The sequence below is a fragment of the Nocardia sp. NPDC004722 genome (assembly GCF_053601505.1).
The window spans coordinates 1-17,466 of record NZ_JBSGBY010000108.1 but is presented as its reverse complement, the minus strand read 5'-3'; the positions used below and the strand labels follow the sequence as shown (position 1 = coordinate 17,466).

The following is a 17,466-nucleotide window of genomic DNA, read 5'->3' as shown; positions in this document are numbered from 1 at the left end:
CGTCCTCACTCGCGCGGACTCGATGTAGGCGGCCGGGGTGGTGTTCAGGTCGGTCTTGAAGATGCGGGTCAGCTGACGTTCGCTGACGTGGGCCTGCTCGGCGAGGTCGGCCACGGTGAGCTGCCGCGCGATATTGCGGGTGATGTAGTGCCGCAGATCGTCGATGCGCCGCGTGGTCGAGATCGGTTCCAGCGACACGCTGAATTGACTCTGTCCGCTGGGCCTTTTCAGGAACATGACGAGCTGCCGGGCCACCCGCAGCGCGAGCGCGTCGCCGAAATCATCGGCCACCAGCGCGAGCGCCAGGTCCAGGCAGGCGGTGAGTCCCGCACCGGTCCAGACGTTTTCGTCCCGGATGAAGATGGGATCGGCGTCGACCTCGATGGCCGGATGGTCGGCCGCCAGCTGCTGTGCGGTGGACCAGTGCGTGGTGGCGCGTCTACCGTCCAACAGGCCCGCGTCGGCGAGGATGTGCGCGCCCACGCACACCGACGCGATCCGGCGGGTGTGCGCGGCCAGTCTGCGCACCCACTCGACCACGGCCGGATCGCTGAGCGCCCGCACCCGCCCGTCGGCGTCCGTCTCGACCGCGCCCGGCACCACGAGCGTGTCGATGGGACGCTCGGCGATCTCGGCGAAGGTGACGTCGGGCAGCACCCGCACTCCCGCCGACGTGGTCACCGGATCGAGGGTCTCGGCGGCGAGCGCCACGTGATATCCGGTCTCCCCGTTCATCTCCCGTTGCAGCAGGGCGAACACTTCCGGCGGCCCGGTGACGTCGAGCAGGTCGACGCGATCGAACAGCACGATGACGACGAATCGTTCGAGGGTGGCCACGGTCCTCCGTCAGGTCGAGTGGCGATGTCCGGATCTGCAGGTTACATGACATTTCCGACACGCCCGTCGGGCCATAGCGTGGGAAACGTCCACCGCACCGAGCGGTCGCGACCCACGCACTTCGGAGGAAAACCCATGTCATCGCAGACCCTGCGGGAACTCAGCGGCCTCGACCAGACCCCGGCCGCCCTGGCCGAGTCGACCCTGATCCTGGTCGACTACCAGAACACCTACACCCGGGGCGTCATGGAACTGACCGGCTGGCAGCCCGCCCTCGACGCGGCCGCCGACCTGCTCGCCCGCGCCCGCCGGGCAGGCGCGAAGATCATCCACGTCGTCAACGACGGCGGCGCGGACACCCCGTACGACATCACCGCCGAGATCGGGCAGATCCACCCGAGCGTGGCTCCGCTCGACGGCGAAACCGTTGTGGTCAAGACGGTTCCGAACGGATTCGTGAACACCGATCTCGCCGAGCAGGTCGACGCGGCGGGCAATACCCACCTCGTCATCGCCGGATTCATGACCCACATGTGCGTCACCTTCACCACCGAGGGCGCGTTCCTGCGCGGCAACCACGCCACGGTGGTCGCCGACGCCTGCGCCACCCGCCCCCTGAAGTCGGCGGCGGGCGAGGTCACCGCCGCGCAGCTGCACGACAGCGCCCTCGCCACCATCGCCGACCTCTACGGCGTGGTCGTCGGAACGGCGTCCGAATTGGCGTAATCGCCGTCCCAGAACGTGATTCGCGGCCACTGATGGTCGTTCACCGTGGGCTCTTCCTCCTCGCGATGGCCGCGCCAGCCCAGCACCTGATAGCGCAGATTCGGATCGTCGGAATTCACCGTCAGCGTTTCGGGGCTGCCGTCCTGCTCGGATTCCATGACGTAGACCTGGACCTGGTGGCCGTTGGCGAGTTGGAAGTGGAAGGTGCCCTCGATGCCGTTCGAGCTCCAGAACCCGTCGAGGGCTTCCGCCGTACCCGTGCCGTTCGCGGGAATGCTCCCGCTCGCGGAATTCACGTACCCGTGCGGGAAGTCGTGGGTCACGGTGGCCGCGCTGTCGGTCTTGTTGACGAAGGTGAAGTCGATTTCGGTGTAGTGGCCGTACGGATTGCCGACCGCGCCGGACTTCGGCTGATCGGTCGCCGCGGCGGCGGTGCCGGTCACGGGCGCGACCGCCGCACCGGCGAGCACGGCGAGCGCGGCGATCCGGATATGGTTGCGGCTCATCGGTTTTCCTCCTGGGTATCGGTGTCATCGCTGCCGCGCGCCGGGCCGACGCTCAGCACGCGGTGGGTGGTGGGGTCGACGGTGGCCGGATTCCAGGTCACCGGCTGGTCGTAGCCGGGCGCCTTGACGAAGAACTTCACCGGCGACATCTGCCACGAGCCGTTCACCTTCGTGAAGACGTAACCGAGGTATTCGCCTCCAGCCTTACGGATTTCGATATCGCCGTACTTGCCGTCGGGCACCGAGTACTTGGCCGACAGCGTCGAAGCCTGTTGGTAGGCCACAGAATCGGTGGAAACCTGGTTGTAGGCGAAATTGAAGGACGGGCTGATCCCCGGCACCTTGACGCCGACCGACCCGCCGAAGGTCCAGCCGGTCTGCTCGGTGTGCGTCTTGGTCACACTGGAGCTCACCGAATAGGTGAGATCCATCGGCCCCATGACCTGCGGGGTGCTGTAGCTGATCGGGGCCTTCTCGAGCAGCTTGCCGATGAAGAAGCTGTCCTGCCCGCCGCGCTCGTATTCGCCGCCCGGTTCCCGCGGCACCCACGGGACGGCATCGCTCCACTTCTTGTCGGACGAATAGCTGTACGGTGCCTGCTGATCCAGCATGGTCTCGAGTTCGCTGTCGGGCAGCACGGCGCGCACATCGTGCGAGCGGACCGAATCCCAGTCGATATCCGCGGGAATCTGCTTGTCGACCACGGAGTCCGGAACCCGGTACGGCAGGGGCGGGGTCGAGGTATCCGCGATGTCCGGGGGTGCGGAGGTCGCCGCGTTCGCGGGGGCCAGTCCGGCGACGGTGGCCGCCATTCCCACGCTCAACAGCAGGCCGACGGCACGAGAGCGGACATTCACAGCGCTACCTCCAGAATGCAAACAACTATTTGGGTTCGCCCGAAGGTAACTGGTTCGGCCATGCGAACGCAAACGTTCTGTTGGTTTTCTTAGAATGGGTGGATGGGATGGGACACCGAAGGCCGCCGCAAGCTGCTCCTCGACGCCGCGACACTGCATTTCGCCGCGCACGGGATGGCCGGGGCGCGCATCGCGGCCATCGCCGACGACGCGGGCGTCAACCGCGAGCGGATCTACCAGTACTTCGGCGACAAGCAGGCGCTGCGCACCGAGGTCCAGAAGCGGGCCATGACGGAATCCCTGGCCCGCGCCGAGATCACCGGTACCGGTCCGGCGGCCCTGGCCGGATTCGCCGGGCAGCTGTTCGACATCTACGCCGAGCGCCCGGAACTGGCCCGACTGCTCGCGTGGGAGACCCTCGAGAACACCGACCCCTTCGCGGGGGCGGTCCGAATCCCGCTGTGGGACAGCAGGGTCGAGTCCTTGCGTGCCGCCCTCCCGCACCTCGATGATCTGCACGCCCGCCACCTGCTGCTGACCGTGTTCACCCTCGTCACCAGCTGGTGGTCGCTCTACCACATGCAGGCGGTCATTCTGCCCGGGAACAATGACGACCCGGCCCGCCGGGCCATGCTGCTCGAGCAGGTCGAGGCGCTGGCCGCCGCACCGCGTCCGGAGTGAGCGGGTTTCGAAATGCGTTCGCCGTCAGGACAATCGAGGCATGGCCCGGCTGGCGTGCAGGAAGCGGGCGGGCTTGCCATCGTCTCCGATCAACGCGTAGACGGAGTGGCGGCCGCGCGCGGGTGCCGCGGTGATCAGCAGGTCCGGACGCAGCTGGACCAGTTCGACCCGGGTTGGGGGCGTGACCAATGCGGCATCCGCTGTGCGCGGGCTGGTATTCAGCCACGCGCGCCCGTCGGCGTCCACCTCGATGACCTGCTCGACCAGCGCCGACCGGTAGGTCCCGCCGACGCGCGCGGCATCCACCGGTTCGGGTCGCGCGGGCGGCAGGAACGGTTCGGGCAACCGGATGCCCGCGTGGTCGGCCAGCAGCTCGCCCACCAGATCCCGGAACAGCGCGGTCGCATTGCCACCGTTGACCAGCAGGGCGATAGCGACACCCGCGCCCGGCGCGATCCGCAGGTAGGCGCTCTGCCCGAAGGTGCTGCCGTCGTGCCCGAACAACCCGGTGCCCGCCGCGTCGAAAAGCTGCCAGCCCAAACCCCAATGGCTGCCGTAGCCGATATCCGGCAGCTCGACGTGCGGCTCTGTCATGGTCCGCACCGCGGACTCCGGTAGCAGCCGCGTTCCGTCCGACGTGACCCCTCCGGCGAGCTGCATCCCGGCGTACCGCACCAGGTCCGCCGCCGACATCGCCAGCCGCGCCCCGGCCGGGCCGTTGGAGGCCGCGAGCGCCCACACGGGCGTGGGCCGGGCGACCCCGTCGGGCCCGGCGTCGAGATGGCCCACCGCGGCCCGGAACAGGATCGCCTGGGCGGCATCGGTGGCGACCCGGGTCAGCCCGAGCGGGGTCACCAGCCGCTCCCGCAGCACCGCGTCGAAGGGCTTGCCGCGCAACACCTCCAACACGCGCCCGAGCAGTACATAGCCACTGTTGCAGTAGGAGAACAGCTCTCCCGGCCGATGGACCTGCTCGGCTTCCGAGATGGCCGCCACGAACTTCTCCACGGCGTCATCGCCGCGCCCGGTGTCGAGGAACAGATCCCCCTCGATCCCCGACGTGTGCCCGAGCAGCTGCCGCACGGTGACGGCGGCCGCCGCCGCCTCATCCCGCACCCGGAATTCCGGAAGATACTGCCGCAGCGGCGCATCCAGCTCGACGAGCCCCTCGTCGACGAGCTGCATGATCAGCGTCGCCGTCCACGTCTTGGTGACCGACCCGATCTGGAACACCGAATCCGTGGTCGCCGCAACCCCGGTCGCGGTATTGAGCACCCCGGCCGCCGCGTCGATGATCTCGCCGTCGGCCAGGATGGCCACCTGCGCGCCCGGCACCTCGTGCTTGTCGATCAGTTCGGCGAGTCGTCGGGTGAGATCACTGTCGGGCGTGGTTCGCTCGTCCCATTTCATGGATGCACCCTAGGTGCGGAGCACCGCCCTGCACAGGCTGCGATTTCGGCGTCGTTTCACCTGCACGAACCCATCGATCCGGAGGTTCCCATGCTGAAGAACAAGAAGATCTGGGCGATTGCTTCACTGTTGCCCGTCGTGGTGCTGATGACCGGATGTTCCAAGCACGATTCGAAGTCCGAGGCCACCCCGACGACCACCACGACCAGCGCGCCGATCGACGGCAGCGACGATCCGGGCGAGCAGACCGGCGGCGTGCGGATCCCGCTGGGCGAAACCCGCGAGATCAACGTCCCGGCCGATGCCGTCCTCGACATCAAGGGCAACCCCGAGTGGGACCGCAGCGCCCTGAAATGCACGGTGACCGACGCCTCGGGCAAACAGCTCGACCTGCTGCCGCCGCCCGCGGACGCCCAGCCCGAGCAGGCCGCGCACGGCGGCACCTGGGTGCCGTTCTCCACCATCGGGGCGCCGGCGGGCGACAAACTCACCGTCGGCTGCACCGATGTGGACGGCAAGATCGGCGACCACACCGCCTTCGTCCGCGTGGTGCCGCGCGGCATCATGCCGATGCCCGGCTGATCCTCACGGAATCAGGGCGGGCGCCCGCCGGCGCGCGCTGACGCGGGGCACACCGCCGGGTACGGTGTGCCCCAGTCGGTTGCGGGAGGCGTAGGACATGGTTCGGGCGGGCGTGGTGCCGGGGCGGCGGGTGGCCCTGTATGCGGTCGCGGGCGTGGCCGTGGTGGGGATCGTCTGTGCCGCGACGGTCGGGATGTTCGGGGTGAATCGGATTTTCACCGGTCTGTTCTTCGGGGCGGCGGGGGCGATCGCGTTGCTGTTCGCGCTGTTCGGCCGGGACGGGGTGGTGCTGACCGACGAGACCATCGTGCGGCGGACGCCGTGGGGGTCGTCGACGCTCGAGTGGGATCGCGTAGTGGCCGGTCGGTTCGCGCTGGGGGAGAACGGGCGCTGGACCCTCGCGCTGGATCTCAACGGCGGGGTGGAGCCGCATCAGGAATTGGTGTTGCTGTCGATTCCGCCGGTGACCCGGACGGTCTCCAACGCCTACGATATGCGCAAGCGCGAGCAGGTCAATGAGATTCGAACCATGTTGCGCCACAAGCGGATTCCGGTGACCATCCTGCCGGATATCGCGCAGGCGCTGCAATCGCACTGGAAGATCGCTCCCCCGGCCCGCTGAACCTGAATCCCTAGGGGATCACCCCGAGACGGCGACGACCACAGGACGATGCGCCGACCTCGCCGAGGCTCCAAAATCCTTGGAGTGGCTGGAGATCGCAGCGTCCTCTCGGGAACCTCACAGCCACGACGGATGGGACGCACAGCAGCGGGTGTGAGGGTGATGATCGTGGCGTTGAGCGTTGTGGCGGAGGACTACCGCCGGTACGGATGGACGATCGAGTCGACGAGCGACGGCGTCGAATTGATCACCGACGAGCGGATCGCGGCCATCGAACTCACCGGGTCCGTCGCAGCCGGGGTACGCCGATACCTCCGAGCCAACAATCTGTCCGGCCCGGTCATCGAGACCATGGGATCGAACCGGCGGGAAATCCATCTGGTCACCGGCGTGGCCAAGGCCGCGCGGGCCATCGAGGCGCTGCGGGCCGCGGGCGCGATCGTCCATACCGACGGCGCGCGGGTCGCGTTGCCGCACAACAGCAACAGGATCGCCTGGAGTATCGCGCCGAACGAGGCGCGCTGGCTGCCGCCGGTGGTGGCCGTCGGCGCGGCCGTGCGCGCGGTCGCCGCGCGCGATCGGGCACAGCCGCGCACCGTCGCCTGCTGAGGGCGACCACGCCCCGGCTGGCTAGGGTGGGGCGGTGATTCGCACCGCGGCCTTGGCACACATCCGGGATCGGCGCATGTTGCAGACCCGGTCCACCGGTAAGACCGTCTTCTACATGGCGGGCGGCAAGATCGATCCGGGCGAGACCCCGGAGATGGCCCTGCACCGCGAGATTCGCGAGGAGCTCGGCGTGGGCGCCACGGCCGTCAGCGAACTGGGCGTCTTCGAGGCGGAGGCGTACGGCCACGCCCCCGGCACCGCCCTGCACATGACCTGCTTCCTCGGCGAGCTGACCGCCGAGCCCCAGCCCTCCGGCGAGATCGCCGAACTGCGCTGGTTCACCCTGCGCGAGTACGCCGCCATGTCCGAGGTCGCGCCCGGATCCCTGCTGGTCTTCCAGCGTTTGCACAAACTTGGCCTGATCGACTGAGCCTTGCTCCTGTAACCACCCCGGCTATCCCTGAATGGCATCGATGCCAACCGGATCCGCGCCCGTGGGGCGCGCCGGTCCGGATTCCGGATCGCACCGAATCAAAGGTGATTGCAGTGATCAAACCGCTTACTCTGCTCGCCGCGGCCGTGCTGGCCACGGGTGGATTGGGCTTCTCCACGGTGTCCGACTCCCGAGTGTCCGACACCCGTTTCGACGCCGCCTGCCTCTGGGCGGGTGAGGGGCACGCGCAAGGCTCACAGATAGCCGCGGGCGGATCGGCGTACACCTGCGGCATGGACGCGGGCGGGCCGCACTGGTTCCGCGGCGGCGCGGCCGGGGCGAGCACGGTGCCCAATCCGGGTGCGGACCGGAATGTGGGCGGCTTCAGCGCGGGCGCGCGCCAGCCGGGCACCGACTTCGACGACTACTGCGTGGGCGATCAGCTGATCCCCGGCGTCGGGGACGTCTTCGAGGCGGTGCCGACCAGCGGCGGGCTGCTGTGGAAGTCGGCCGGATCGGTCTCGCAGTGGACCTTCGATCCCGGTGTGGTGCAACCGAAGTCGTCGACCCGCTCGGTCGGCCTCTGCCAGGACGGTCAGCTGCTCTGAGGCGCTTCTTCGGTGGTCCCGGTGTATGGCCGGTTCGGGATGCGGGTGGCGGCGGCCAGGCCCAACAGCAGGAACAGCGCCCCGGCCAGCAATGTGGTGCGGGTGGCGTCGGTGAACGCACGGGTCAGCGCGTCCAGAATGGCTGCGGCGCCGTGGTGTTCGCGCACCCCGGTGATCGCGCCACCCGCCGATTCCCGGGTCGCGGTGGCCAGGGTGTCGGCGTCCGAGGGTTTCAGCCCCGGCACCTGTCCGAGCCGCCGGGGCAGATCGTGCGCCAGCGCGGCGGACAGCAGCGCACCCACGACGGCGGTGCCGAAGGCCGAACCGATCTGGCGCACAGTCGATTGCGTGGCCGAGCCCTGGCCCGAGCTCTCCGTCGGCACATCGGCCAGCACCGTCCCGGTGAGCTGCGCCGAGGCCATGCCGAGCCCGATGCCGTAACCGATCAACAGCACCGCCAGCCACCAGCCCGACAGGTGCGGGGTGACGAACAGCGCGGTCAGCGCCACCGCGACGGCCTCGAAGGCGAGACCGAGCTGTACCACCCGCACCGGCCCGTACTTGCGCACCAGTCCTTCCGCGATACCGGCCGCCAGGAACGCGCCGACGGCCATGGCTGCCAGCACGTATCCCGCGCCCAGCGTGGAGAATCCGAGCACGTTCACCATGAACAGCGGCAGCACGAACAGCAGCCCGAACTCACCCAGCGCCACCATGAACGCGGTGATATTGCCCCACCGGAAGCTCGGGATGGTGAACAGCGCGGGGTCGAGCAGCGCCGAGCGCCCGATCAGCACGCGATGGCGTTCCCAGCGCAGGAACAGCACCAGCGCCAGCACCCCGAGCGCCAGCAGCAGCGGGATCGGTGAGATCGGCGCGGAGGCGGGCCAGTCGAAGCCCGCGAGCGGGAATTCCCGCAGCGGCTTCCACCAGCCGTAGGTCTGGCCCTCGATGAGCCCGAACACCAGCAGCGCGAAACCCGCTGCGCTGAGCAGGAATCCGTCCACGTCCAGGCCGGGCGCGTGCTTGCCCATGCGGGTCTCCGGCACGAACAGCACCAGCCCGATCAGCACCAGCGCGCCCAGCGGCAGGTTGACCAGGAAGATCCACGGCCAGGTGTAATAGGTGGTGAGCCAGCCGCCCAGCAGCGGCCCGATGGCGGCGACGCCGGAGATCACCGAACCCCACACCGCGAAGGCGATGGCCCGGTCCCGGCCCCGGAACAGGGCGTTCACGGTGGCCAGCGTCCCCGGCATGACCCCGGCCGCGCCGACGCCCTGCACGATGCGCCCGAGGATCAGCGGCCAGGCGCTGTGCGCCCGGGCGGCCAGCACGCTGCCGACCAGGAAGATCACCACGCCGGCGGCGAACATCCAGCGCCGCCCGAGCCGGTCGCCGAGGCGTCCGCTGGTGATGAGCAGCGCGGCCAGCACGACGGCGTAGATGCTGTTGATCCATTGCGCCTGAGTGAAATTCAGCTGCAACTCATCGATGATGACGGGCAGCGAGACCGAGACGATGGTGCCGTCGAGCACCACCATGGACAGTCCCAGGGCCAGCACCCCGAGCGTGACCCATTTCTTGCGACCCAGGTCGATGTGCGTTTCCGTCATCCCTTGCTCCCGCCGCCGGATAGCCGTTCGAAGATGAGAATGTCGCGTTGGCCACGAATGTGCGGTATGGCCGTTGAACAGTGTAAGTCGAGGTGCCTGGACAGCTGCACATTTGCAGACCGCTTACCCCGGAACTTCGAATGTCCGAATCGGATACGTTGTTGAGGTGGCGATGATGAAGGGCTCCAACGTTGCGGTTCCGGTTTCCGACGTTCGGATCGAACTGGGATGGCAGTCGGGGCCCGGGGTGCCGGACGCCGACGCCTCCGCGCTGCTGCTGGTGAACGGCCGGGTCCGCTCCGACGCCGACTTCGTCTTCTACAACCAGCCGCAGCACGCGTCGGGCGCGGTCCGCCATCACGGCAAGCAGCAGGGTCCGCAGGTCGTGGATGTGCTCTCGGTGGATCTGGCCCGGGTGGAACCGCAGGTCGACACCATCGTGCTGGCGGCCTCCGCCGACGGCGGCACCTTCGCCCAATTCCGGGGACTGCACGTGCGTTTGGTGGACGCGCACGGCAACGAGCTGGCCCGCTTCGACAGCGACGACGCCACCTCCGAGACCGCCTTCGTCCTCGGCGAACTGTATCGGCGCGACGGGGCATGGAAATTCCGCGCGGTCGGGCAGGGTTATGAGTCCGGATTGGCGGGGCTGGCAACGGATTTCGGCATCTCGGTCGACGAAGCGCCTGCGCCCCAGCCGAACAGCACGCCCGCGCCGCAGCCGGTGAGCGCGCCACCCGCGCCCCGCGTCAATCTGGGCAAGATCTCGCTGACCAAAGAAGCCCCCGCGGTCTCGCTGACCAAGCAGGGCGCGACCGGCGGCATCATGCGCGTGAACCTGAACTGGTCGGTGCCCAGTTCCGGTGGTCTGTTCAGCCGCAAGCGCCCCGGAAACGGCGGCCTGGACCTGGATCTGTGCGCCTTCTGGGAGCTGGCGGACGGATCGAAGGGCTGCGTGAGCGCCCTGGACACCTTCGGGAATCTGCACAAGCCCCCGTTCATCGCCCTGGACCAGGACGACCGGACCGGCGGCAGCGCGACCGGCGAGAACCTGTCCATCAATCTGGATCACACCGCGGAGTTCCGCCGCATCCTGGTCTTCGCGTCGCTCTACGAGGGCGCGCAGGATTTCCGGGGCGTGCACGCCACCGCCACTCTGTACCCGCGCGATGCGCCGCCGATCGAGATGGAAGTCGGCGGCTGCCAGGATGATTCGCGCGAGATGGTGCTGGCGCTGATCGAGAACATCCGGGGCGAGCTGGTGGTCCGCCGCGAGGGCCGGTTCATCCGGCCGCCGGAGGGCAGGCGCTTCTGGGGGAAGCTGGCGGTGGATCAGACCTACGAGTGGGGCCTCAAATGGGGCACCTCGAAGGGCAAGTCCTGAGTCAGACCTCTTCGGGCGGGAACCGCTCCGCCAATTCCAGTGCCGCGACGCGGGTTTCGGACAGCGACCCGGACCAGCACAGCAGTCGCAGGATGGCGTCGGGGATGAGCTGTTCGGCGTACTCGGGGGCCGCGCCCTCGTCGGAGCGCATATCGATGACCGATTCGACGAGCCGGAACGGCAGCAGTTCGGCCCCGGCGACCGCGGCCGCGCCCGCCTCGGCGATGACGGCCGCCGCGAGCGTCTCGTAGTGCCCGCGCAATTCGTCGCGCCGCTCCCGGAATCTGGCGAAACGGTCGCTGCGTAGCTCGGGTAGGAGATACAGCGCGCCGAGGTTCCAGCGGCTCGCGCACAGCTGACTGACGTCGAACCAGGCCAGCGCGTAGAGGCGGACCGCCGCGGGCTCGGGCCGATCGGCCAGCTTGCCCGCCAGTTCCAGTGGCGTGCTGACGGTTTCGCCGAGCAGCGCGTCGAGGATGTCGTCCTTGCTGGCGAAGTGGTGGTACAGCGAGGCCTGCCGGATGCCGACGGCGTCGGCGACCGCGCGGGTGGAGGTGGTGCCGTACCCGTGATTGGTGAACAGCTCGGCGGCGGCGTCGAGGATTTCGGCGCGCGGGGTCTGGCCTGCGCGGCGGCGGGGTTCGAGTCGGGGACGGCCGGGTCCGAGTTGGGTCACGGTCTTCATTCTGTCCTACCCGGGGTGGCGACCTGCGAGGTGAGTTTTCTGTCATTTGACAGAAATACCCGCAATACAGCGTTTACGGCGGGCCATCTGACCGATACAACGGCGTCACCGGCCGAGCGATCGATTCCATAAAACTTTCAATCGATAGATATTCCCCTCCGCGAAAGATCGCCGCCATGGTTGCCCCCGCCGACGCCATCGTCCCCGACCACCCGCCGAGCCTCCCCGACAGCGCTACCAGCGCCGACAGCGCCGATCTCGCCCGCTTCGGCTACCAGCCCGTCCTGCACCGCAAGCTCGGCCGCTACGCCTCGTTCGCGGCCGGGTTCTCCTTCGTCTCCATCCTGACCACGATCTTCCAGTTCTTCGGCTTCGGTTACGCCTTCGGCGGCGCGGCCTTCTTCTGGACCTGGCCGATCGTGTTCGCCGGTCAGTTCCTGGTGGCCCTGAACTTCGCGGAACTGGCCGCGCGCTACCCGATCTCGGGCTGCATCTACCAGTGGTCGCGACGGCTGGCCGGGGAGGTGGTGGGCTGGTTCGCGGGCTGGATGATGATCATCGCCCAGATCGTCACCGCCGCCGCGGCTGCCATCGCGCTGCAGGTGGTGCTGCCGAGCATCTGGTCGGGCTTCCAGCTCATCGGCACCGACAGCGACCTCACCTCGCACGACGGCGCGTCGAACGCGGTGCTGCTGGGCAGCATCCTGCTGATCCTCACCACGGTGATCAATGTGGTGGGCATCGACTGGATGGCGCGCATCAACTCCCTCGGCGTGACCATCGAGATCATCGGCGTGTGCGCGGTGATCGCGGTGTTCTTCACCCACACCGATCGCGGGCCCGGGGTGGTCACCCACACCGATCAGGCCGCGCCCGGCGCGTATTGGGCCGCCTTCCTGGCCTCGGGGCTGATGGCCGCCTACGTGATGGTCGGATTCGACTCCGCCGGTGAGCTTTCCGAGGAGACCAAGAATCCGCGCCAGGTCGCGCCGCGCACCATCCTGTCCGCGCTGGCGGTCTCCGCGCTGGGCGGCGGGCTGATCCTGCTGGGCGCGCTCATGGCCGCCCCTAGCCTCAGCGACGGCTCGCTGGCCAGCGGCGGGCTGGCGTACGTAATCGAGGCCAAGCTCTCGACCGTGCCCGGCAAGATCATTCTCGGCTGCGTCGCCTGCGCGATCACGGTGTGCACGTTGGCGATTCAGACGGCGGGCTCGCGTCTGCTGTTCTCGATGGCCCGCGACGGCCGGCTGCCGTTCGCCAAGCCGCTCGCCTCGGTGCACCCGCGCTTCGGCACGCCGGTGTGGCCCGCCGTGGTGATCGGTGCGGCGGGCATCGGCCTGCTGTTGCTGAACCTGGGCAACGCGGCGGTGTTCGCCACCCTGGCCAGTGTCTGCATCGTCATGCTCTACCTGGCCTACCTGCTGGTCACGGTTCCGCTGCTGATCCGCCGGATCAAGGGCTGGCCCGCCGATGTGGCCGGTGACGCCGCCGGGAGCAAGCTGTTCGCCCTGGGCCGCTACGGCATCCCCGTCAACGCGCTGGCCGTGGTGTGGGGCATCGCCATGGCGATCAACCTGGCCTGGCCGCGCAGCGCCGTCTACACCCCGACCGGCGGCGGCTGGTGGATGCTCTGGGCCGCACCGCTGTTCGTGCTGCTCACGGTGGCGGTGGGCGCGGTGGTGCACCGCCTGGTCACCCCGGCCCGCGGCGCGGTGGAGACCGAACCCACACCCCAGATCGCCTGACCCGCAGGAGATTCCGATGCTCGAGCCCGCCTCCGACCCGCGCCTGCACGGCCGTCCCGAACTGGCCCTGCTGCTCGACGACCTGGCCCGCCGCGTCTATCGCCGGTGGCGGGCTCGAACCACCGACAGTCCCCGCGTCGCCTTCGACAGCGGCGACGCCCCGAGAACGGAGCAGCAATGACCACCGCGGACACCACCGGAGCGCGAGCGCACGCCCGGTCGCAGGCGGCGACGGCCGCGCTCGACGGACCGGACCTTCCGGCCGACCTGGCGGCTTCGAAAGTCACTTTCGCACAGCGGATCCCGTCCGGCGGGTACGCGAATGTGGTGCTGGCCCGGGGCACCCGGGTCCGGATCGGCGATCCCTTCGGCGCGGCGTGTGCGCATCTGCTGCTGGTGCGGGCCGAATCGCCCTGGGAGCGATTGAATGTCGCCGATACGGTGAAGGTGCCGTGGCAGGCGTACCTGGGCGCGGGCCATCCGCTGCTGTCGGATCAGGGGCGGGTGCTGGCCACGGTCGTGGCGGACTCCTCCGGTCATCACGACACGCTGTGCGGGCCTTCGCCGGTCGCCCGGCAGGGGCTGCGGCTGGCCGGGGTCAAGCAGGGGCTCGAACCGCGCGATATCGGGCCGACGGTGTCGTTCTTCCGTGGCGTACGCGTGGAATCCGATGGCGCGCTGCGGGTTACCGGCGGCGCGGGCGCGGGCACGGCCGTCGAGCTACTGGTGCACCTGCCGGTGACGCTGCTGCTGGCCAATGCCGAACACCCGCTGGATCCCACTCCCACGACCGCGCTCGACGTGGTGGCGTGGGCCGCGCCCGAAGAACTGGCGCTCTCCCACGGGACCGACCCGGAATATCTGCGCGCGGTGGAGAACACCGAAAGCGATTGGCACGCACGCACCCTGGAGGTTCAGGCATGATCGACACCCGCACCGTCGTGTTGGACGAGACCGTCCCCGCCCGCGCGCCCTGGTCGGCTGTCGTGCGGGCCGGGGAGCAGCTGGAGATCATCGATCTGCACGGTAATCAGGCCGTGGACTGCCTGCTCTACAACGCGGCCGATCACACCGATCGCTACAGCGCGCAGGCCACCGTGACCGCGCAGCGCAATATCTTCCTGACCACCGGCAGCGTGCTGCTGACCGAGACCGGGAGCCCGCTCATGACGGTGGCCGCCGACGAGGTCGGCAATCACGACACGGTGGCGGGTGCGTGCTCGCAGGAATCCAATACGCTGCGCTACGGCCACCACACCCGCCATCAGCACGCGTGCGTGGAGAACTTCCTCGCCGAAGGCTTGAAGTGGGGGCTGGGCAAGCGCGACCTGGTGTCGAACATCAACTGGTTCATGAACGTTCCGGTCGAGGCCGACGGCACCCTGGGCATCGTGGACGGGCTGTCCGCGCCCGGCAAGAAGATCACCCTGCACGCCGAGACCGACACCCTGGTGCTGGTGTCGAACTGCCCGCAGATCAACAACCCCTGCAATGGTTTCGATCCGACCCCGGTGCGCATGGTGGTGACCCGATGACGGCCGTACTCCCGGAGCTCGCGATGACCGAGAACGACCGTCCCGCACCGGCTTTCCGGGTGGTTCGCCCCGGCATGCAGACCACCGTGCAGGATTGGCCGGGCCGCGTCGGCTATTGGCATGTGGGCGTACCGCCGTCCGGGCCGATGGACGATCTGTCGTTCCGGCTGGGCAATCGGGCGCTCGGCAATCCGGAGGGCGCGGCGGGGCTGGAGTGCACGCTCGGCGGACCCGCCCTGAAGTTCGACGCCGACACCTGGGTGTGCGTGACGGGCGCACCGGCTCCCGTCACGGTGAACGGCACGCCCGTAGGGCAGTGGAGCAGTGTGCTGGTGCCCGCGGGCGGCGTGCTCGATGTCGGCATGGTGCGCGGACCCGGTATGCGCTGCTACATCCTGGTGGCGGGCGGGCTGGAGGTGCCCGAATACCTCGGCAGCCGTGCGACTTTCACGCTCGGCAAGTTCGGCGGCGGGACGGGCCGGGCGCTGGCCGCCGACGATGTCTTCACCCTCGGCGCCCCCGGGCACGTCACCGCCGGGGTGACCGGTGACGATCAGCCGGTGCTGACCCGCCGCTGGGAGCTGGCGGTCACCGAGGGACCACACGGTGCGCCGGAGTTCTTCACCCGCAACGACTTCGACACCATCATCGGCACCGACTACGAGGTGCATTTCAACTCCGACCGCACCGGCGTGCGGCTGATCGGACCGAAGCCGCAGTGGGCGCGCCTGGACGGCGGTGAGGCGGGCCTGCATCCGTCGAACATTCACGACACCGCGTATTCCGTCGGCGCGCTGGACTTCACGGGCGACACCCCGATCCTGCTGGGCCCCGACGGCCCCAGCCTGGGCGGGTTCGTCTGCCCGGTGACCGTGGTGGCGGCCGACCGCTGGAAGCTGGGCCAGCTCACCCCCGGCGACCGCGTCCGTTTCGTCCCGGTGCGGGCCGATCACGCGGCCTCGGTGCGCGAGCTCGGCGCGGAGCGCCGCGCGGCCTGGCCGGTGGTGCTGTCCACCGGCGGCGACGGGGACGACGGGGTGCTGGCCCGCCGTGACGGGGCGGACTCCACCGTCACCTACCGGCGCGCGGGCAATGACGGGATGCTCGTCGAATACGGCGATATGACACTCGATCTGGAGTTGCGCGCCCGCGTGCACGCCCTGCACCAGGCGCTGCTGGAGCGCCGCGAGCCGGGCATCACCGAGCTGACGCCGGGTGTGCGCTCGCTTCAGGTGCGCAATGATCCCGACCGACTGCCCACCGGCAAGCTGCTGGACCTGCTCGGCGAGGTGGAGGCCGAGTTGCCGTCCGCCGACGAGCTGGTGGTCCCCAGCCGCACGGTGCGGCTGCCGCTGTCCTGGGACGACCCGTCCACCCGCGAGGCCATCACTCGCTACATGCACGGCGTCCGCGCCGACGCCCCCTGGTGCCCGTGGAATATCGAGTTCATCCGCCGGATGAACGGATTGTCGTCCGTGGACGAGGTTTTCGACACCGTCTTCGCCGCCGAATACCTGGTCCTCGGGCTCGGCGACGTCTACCTCGGCGCACCGGTCGCCACCCCGACCGACCCGCGCCACCGCCTGGTCACCACCAAATACAACCCGGCCCGCACCTGGACCCCCGAGAACGCGGTCGGCATCGGCGGCGCGTACCTGTGCATCTACGGCATGGAGGGCCCCGGCGGCTACCAGTTCGTCGGCCGCACCACCCAGGTCTGGAATCACCGCTCCACCGGCATCGACGAAGACCCTTGGCTGCTGCGCTATTTCGACCGCATCAGCTGGTATCCGGTGAGCGCGGAAGAACTCCTCGACCTGCGCGCCGACACGGCGGCCGGTCGCGGCGCCCTCGACGCCGAGGACGGCGAATTCCGCCTCCTCGACTACCGGAAGTTCCTGTCCGACAACGCGTCCTCCATCGCCGACTTCCGCACCCGTCAAGCGGCCGCCTTCACCGCCGAACGCAATTCCTGGCGCGAGGCAGGCGAACTCGCCGAGACCACGACCCCATGAGCGCCAGGCGCACCACCACCCCGCTGGGATGACGATGGTCCGCCGGCTGCCCCGGCGAATGGCCGCGCCCCGGCAGTGCCGACGGCCCTGCCCGGCCGCCTTCCCAGCGGTCTTGTCCATGCACCCGCGCACCCAGCCTTTCACCGAGGAGTCGTCACATGACCGTTTGGATTCACCGCCGCACCGAGGCTGATGTGGAGGCCGAAATGGCCGCCGCCGCAGGCCCCTTGGCCGGGTTGCGGCTGGCCGTCAAGGACAACGTGGATGTCGCCGGGCTGCCGACCACTGCCGCGTGCCCCGAGTACGCCTACCTGCCCGAGCGGCACGCACCCGCCGTCGCGGCATTGCGCGCGGCAGGGGCGGTGGTTGTCGGCAAGACCAACCTCGATCAGTTCGCCACCGGACTGGTCGGCACCCGCTCGCCCTACGGCGTCGTCGAGAACGCGCTGCGACCCGGATATGTCAGTGGCGGTTCGAGTTCCGGTTCCGCGGCGGCGGTGGCGGCCGGTGAGGCGGATATCGCGATCGGCACGGACACCGCCGGTTCCGGGCGGATCCCGGCGGCCTTTCACGGTCTGGTCGGCATCAAGCCCAAGGTCGGCGTGATCTCGACCGAGG

The 17,466-nt window shown here is 69.1% G+C and carries 20 protein-coding genes; 14 read left to right on the top strand and 6 right to left on the bottom strand.

Features of this window, described 5'->3' with window-relative positions; genetic code table 11:
- On the bottom strand, nucleotides 1–837 hold an 837-nt coding region (locus tag ACWELQ_RS13745; protein ID WP_452397373.1), incomplete at its 3' end, for a GlxA family transcriptional regulator.
- Nucleotides 838–972: 135 nt separating this feature from the next.
- On the opposite strand from ACWELQ_RS13745, the gene ACWELQ_RS13740 reads away from it, so the two are divergent.
- A complete protein-coding gene (locus ACWELQ_RS13740) occupies nucleotides 973–1,563 on the top strand; it encodes a cysteine hydrolase family protein (protein WP_452397372.1) in 591 nt (196 codons plus the stop codon).
- Here ACWELQ_RS13740 and ACWELQ_RS13735 read toward each other — a convergent pair.
- Both ACWELQ_RS13735 and ACWELQ_RS13730 read right to left on the bottom strand, forming a co-directional pair.
- The gene (locus tag ACWELQ_RS13735; protein ID WP_452397371.1) at nucleotides 1,524–2,069 is read right to left on the bottom strand and encodes a hypothetical protein; all 546 of its coding nucleotides are present in this window, start codon (nucleotides 2,067–2,069) and stop codon (nucleotides 1,524–1,526) included. The genes ACWELQ_RS13740 and ACWELQ_RS13735 overlap by 40 nt on opposite strands.
- On the bottom strand, nucleotides 2,066–2,926 hold the full coding sequence (locus ACWELQ_RS13730; RefSeq protein WP_452397370.1) for a hypothetical protein: 861 nt from the start codon (nucleotides 2,924–2,926) through the stop codon (nucleotides 2,066–2,068). The genes ACWELQ_RS13735 and ACWELQ_RS13730 overlap by 4 nt, the downstream gene beginning before the upstream one ends.
- Before the next feature lie 102 nt (nucleotides 2,927–3,028).
- On the opposite strand from ACWELQ_RS13730, the gene ACWELQ_RS13725 reads away from it, so the two are divergent.
- Nucleotides 3,029–3,607: a TetR family transcriptional regulator gene (locus ACWELQ_RS13725; protein WP_452397369.1), complete on the top strand. Its 579-nt coding sequence runs from the start codon at nucleotides 3,029–3,031 to the stop codon at nucleotides 3,605–3,607.
- A 24-nt stretch (nucleotides 3,608–3,631) separates the two neighbouring features.
- Here ACWELQ_RS13725 and ACWELQ_RS13720 read toward each other — a convergent pair whose 3' ends face one another.
- Nucleotides 3,632–5,017, bottom strand: a complete 1,386-nt coding sequence (locus ACWELQ_RS13720; RefSeq protein WP_452397368.1) for a serine hydrolase domain-containing protein — start codon at nucleotides 5,015–5,017, stop codon at nucleotides 3,632–3,634.
- Between the two features lie 90 nt (nucleotides 5,018–5,107).
- Here ACWELQ_RS13720 and ACWELQ_RS13715 point away from each other — a divergent pair, with 90 nt between their 5' ends.
- The 5 genes from ACWELQ_RS13715 to ACWELQ_RS13695 all read left to right on the top strand — a co-directional run bounded on the left by ACWELQ_RS13715 (nucleotide 5,108) and on the right by ACWELQ_RS13695 (nucleotide 7,871).
- Nucleotides 5,108–5,599, top strand: coding sequence for a hypothetical protein (locus tag ACWELQ_RS13715; protein ID WP_452397367.1), 492 nt, complete (start codon nucleotides 5,108–5,110; stop codon nucleotides 5,597–5,599).
- Between the two features lie 97 nt (nucleotides 5,600–5,696).
- Nucleotides 5,697–6,221 carry a hypothetical protein gene (locus ACWELQ_RS13710; RefSeq protein WP_452397366.1) on the top strand — a complete coding sequence of 175 codons (525 nt, stop codon included), beginning with the start codon at nucleotides 5,697–5,699 and terminating at the stop codon, nucleotides 6,219–6,221.
- 162 nt (nucleotides 6,222–6,383) lie between these two features.
- Entirely contained in the window at nucleotides 6,384–6,830 is a 447-nt protein-coding gene (locus tag ACWELQ_RS13705; protein WP_452397375.1) for a hypothetical protein, read from the top strand.
- Nucleotides 6,831–6,864: 34 nt separating this feature from the next.
- Entirely contained in the window at nucleotides 6,865–7,260 is a 396-nt protein-coding gene (locus ACWELQ_RS13700; protein ID WP_452397365.1) for an NUDIX hydrolase, read from the top strand.
- Nucleotides 7,261–7,376: 116 nt separating this feature from the next.
- Nucleotides 7,377–7,871, top strand: a complete 495-nt coding sequence (locus ACWELQ_RS13695; protein WP_452397364.1) for a hypothetical protein — start codon at nucleotides 7,377–7,379, stop codon at nucleotides 7,869–7,871.
- Here the strand turns inward: ACWELQ_RS13695 and ACWELQ_RS13690 are convergent.
- Nucleotides 7,859–9,484, bottom strand: coding sequence for an MFS transporter (locus ACWELQ_RS13690; protein WP_452397363.1), 1,626 nt, complete (start codon nucleotides 9,482–9,484; stop codon nucleotides 7,859–7,861). The genes ACWELQ_RS13695 and ACWELQ_RS13690 overlap by 13 nt on opposite strands.
- A 175-nt stretch (nucleotides 9,485–9,659) precedes the next feature.
- On the opposite strand from ACWELQ_RS13690, the gene ACWELQ_RS13685 reads away from it, so the two are divergent.
- Nucleotides 9,660–10,868 (top strand): TerD family protein, encoded by a 1,209-nt coding sequence (locus ACWELQ_RS13685; protein WP_452397362.1) that lies wholly within the window; start codon nucleotides 9,660–9,662, stop codon nucleotides 10,866–10,868.
- A gap of 1 nt (nucleotide 10,869) precedes the next feature.
- Here the strand turns inward: ACWELQ_RS13685 and ACWELQ_RS13680 are convergent, their stop codons facing one another.
- Nucleotides 10,870–11,544, bottom strand: a complete 675-nt coding sequence (locus ACWELQ_RS13680; protein ID WP_452397361.1) for a TetR/AcrR family transcriptional regulator — start codon at nucleotides 11,542–11,544, stop codon at nucleotides 10,870–10,872.
- Nucleotides 11,545–11,729: 185 nt separating this feature from the next.
- Here ACWELQ_RS13680 and ACWELQ_RS13675 point away from each other — a divergent pair, with 185 nt between their 5' ends.
- From ACWELQ_RS13675 to ACWELQ_RS13650, 6 genes are all read left to right on the top strand, one after another.
- Nucleotides 11,730–13,298, top strand: a complete 1,569-nt coding sequence (locus ACWELQ_RS13675) for an amino acid permease (protein ID WP_452397360.1) — start codon at nucleotides 11,730–11,732, stop codon at nucleotides 13,296–13,298.
- A gap of 16 nt (nucleotides 13,299–13,314) precedes the next feature.
- Complete coding sequence (locus ACWELQ_RS13670) at nucleotides 13,315–13,479, top strand: hypothetical protein (protein WP_452397359.1); 165 nt, start codon at nucleotides 13,315–13,317, stop codon at nucleotides 13,477–13,479.
- Entirely contained in the window at nucleotides 13,476–14,222 is a 747-nt protein-coding gene (locus ACWELQ_RS13665) for a DUF1989 domain-containing protein (protein WP_452397358.1), read from the top strand. The genes ACWELQ_RS13670 and ACWELQ_RS13665 overlap by 4 nt, the downstream gene beginning before the upstream one ends.
- Nucleotides 14,219–14,833: an urea amidolyase associated protein UAAP2 gene (locus ACWELQ_RS13660; RefSeq protein WP_452397357.1), complete on the top strand. Its 615-nt coding sequence runs from the start codon at nucleotides 14,219–14,221 to the stop codon at nucleotides 14,831–14,833. The genes ACWELQ_RS13665 and ACWELQ_RS13660 overlap by 4 nt, the downstream gene beginning before the upstream one ends.
- 23 nt (nucleotides 14,834–14,856) lie before the next feature.
- Nucleotides 14,857–16,848 (top strand): 5-oxoprolinase/urea amidolyase family protein, encoded by a 1,992-nt coding sequence (locus ACWELQ_RS13655; RefSeq protein WP_452397374.1) that lies wholly within the window; start codon nucleotides 14,857–14,859, stop codon nucleotides 16,846–16,848.
- Nucleotides 16,849–17,006: 158 nt separating this feature from the next.
- The coding region (locus tag ACWELQ_RS13650; RefSeq protein ID WP_452397356.1) for an amidase family protein at nucleotides 17,007–17,466 on the top strand (460 nt) is incomplete at its 3' end.

Coding starts and splice junctions, on each gene's coding strand:
- ACWELQ_RS13710 (WP_452397366.1), top strand. CDS start 5,697: ATGGTTCGGGCGGGCGTGGTGCCGGGGCGGCGGGTGGCCCTGTATGCG.
- ACWELQ_RS13735 (WP_452397371.1), bottom strand. CDS start 2,069: ATGAGCCGCAACCATATCCGGATCGCCGCGCTCGCCGTGCTCGCCGGT.
- ACWELQ_RS13675 (WP_452397360.1), top strand. CDS start 11,730: ATGGTTGCCCCCGCCGACGCCATCGTCCCCGACCACCCGCCGAGCCTC.
- ACWELQ_RS13660 (WP_452397357.1), top strand. CDS start 14,219: ATGATCGACACCCGCACCGTCGTGTTGGACGAGACCGTCCCCGCCCGC.
- ACWELQ_RS13715 (WP_452397367.1), top strand. CDS start 5,108: ATGCTGAAGAACAAGAAGATCTGGGCGATTGCTTCACTGTTGCCCGTC.
- ACWELQ_RS13690 (WP_452397363.1), bottom strand. CDS start 9,484: ATGACGGAAACGCACATCGACCTGGGTCGCAAGAAATGGGTCACGCTC.
- ACWELQ_RS13670 (WP_452397359.1), top strand. CDS start 13,315: ATGCTCGAGCCCGCCTCCGACCCGCGCCTGCACGGCCGTCCCGAACTG.
- ACWELQ_RS13705 (WP_452397375.1), top strand. CDS start 6,384: ATGATCGTGGCGTTGAGCGTTGTGGCGGAGGACTACCGCCGGTACGGA.
- ACWELQ_RS13655 (WP_452397374.1), top strand. CDS start 14,857: ATGACCGAGAACGACCGTCCCGCACCGGCTTTCCGGGTGGTTCGCCCC.
- ACWELQ_RS13725 (WP_452397369.1), top strand. CDS start 3,029: ATGGGATGGGACACCGAAGGCCGCCGCAAGCTGCTCCTCGACGCCGCG.
- ACWELQ_RS13685 (WP_452397362.1), top strand. CDS start 9,660: ATGAAGGGCTCCAACGTTGCGGTTCCGGTTTCCGACGTTCGGATCGAA.
- ACWELQ_RS13720 (WP_452397368.1), bottom strand. CDS start 5,017: ATGAAATGGGACGAGCGAACCACGCCCGACAGTGATCTCACCCGACGA.
- ACWELQ_RS13665 (WP_452397358.1), top strand. CDS start 13,476: ATGACCACCGCGGACACCACCGGAGCGCGAGCGCACGCCCGGTCGCAG.
- ACWELQ_RS13740 (WP_452397372.1), top strand. CDS start 973: ATGTCATCGCAGACCCTGCGGGAACTCAGCGGCCTCGACCAGACCCCG.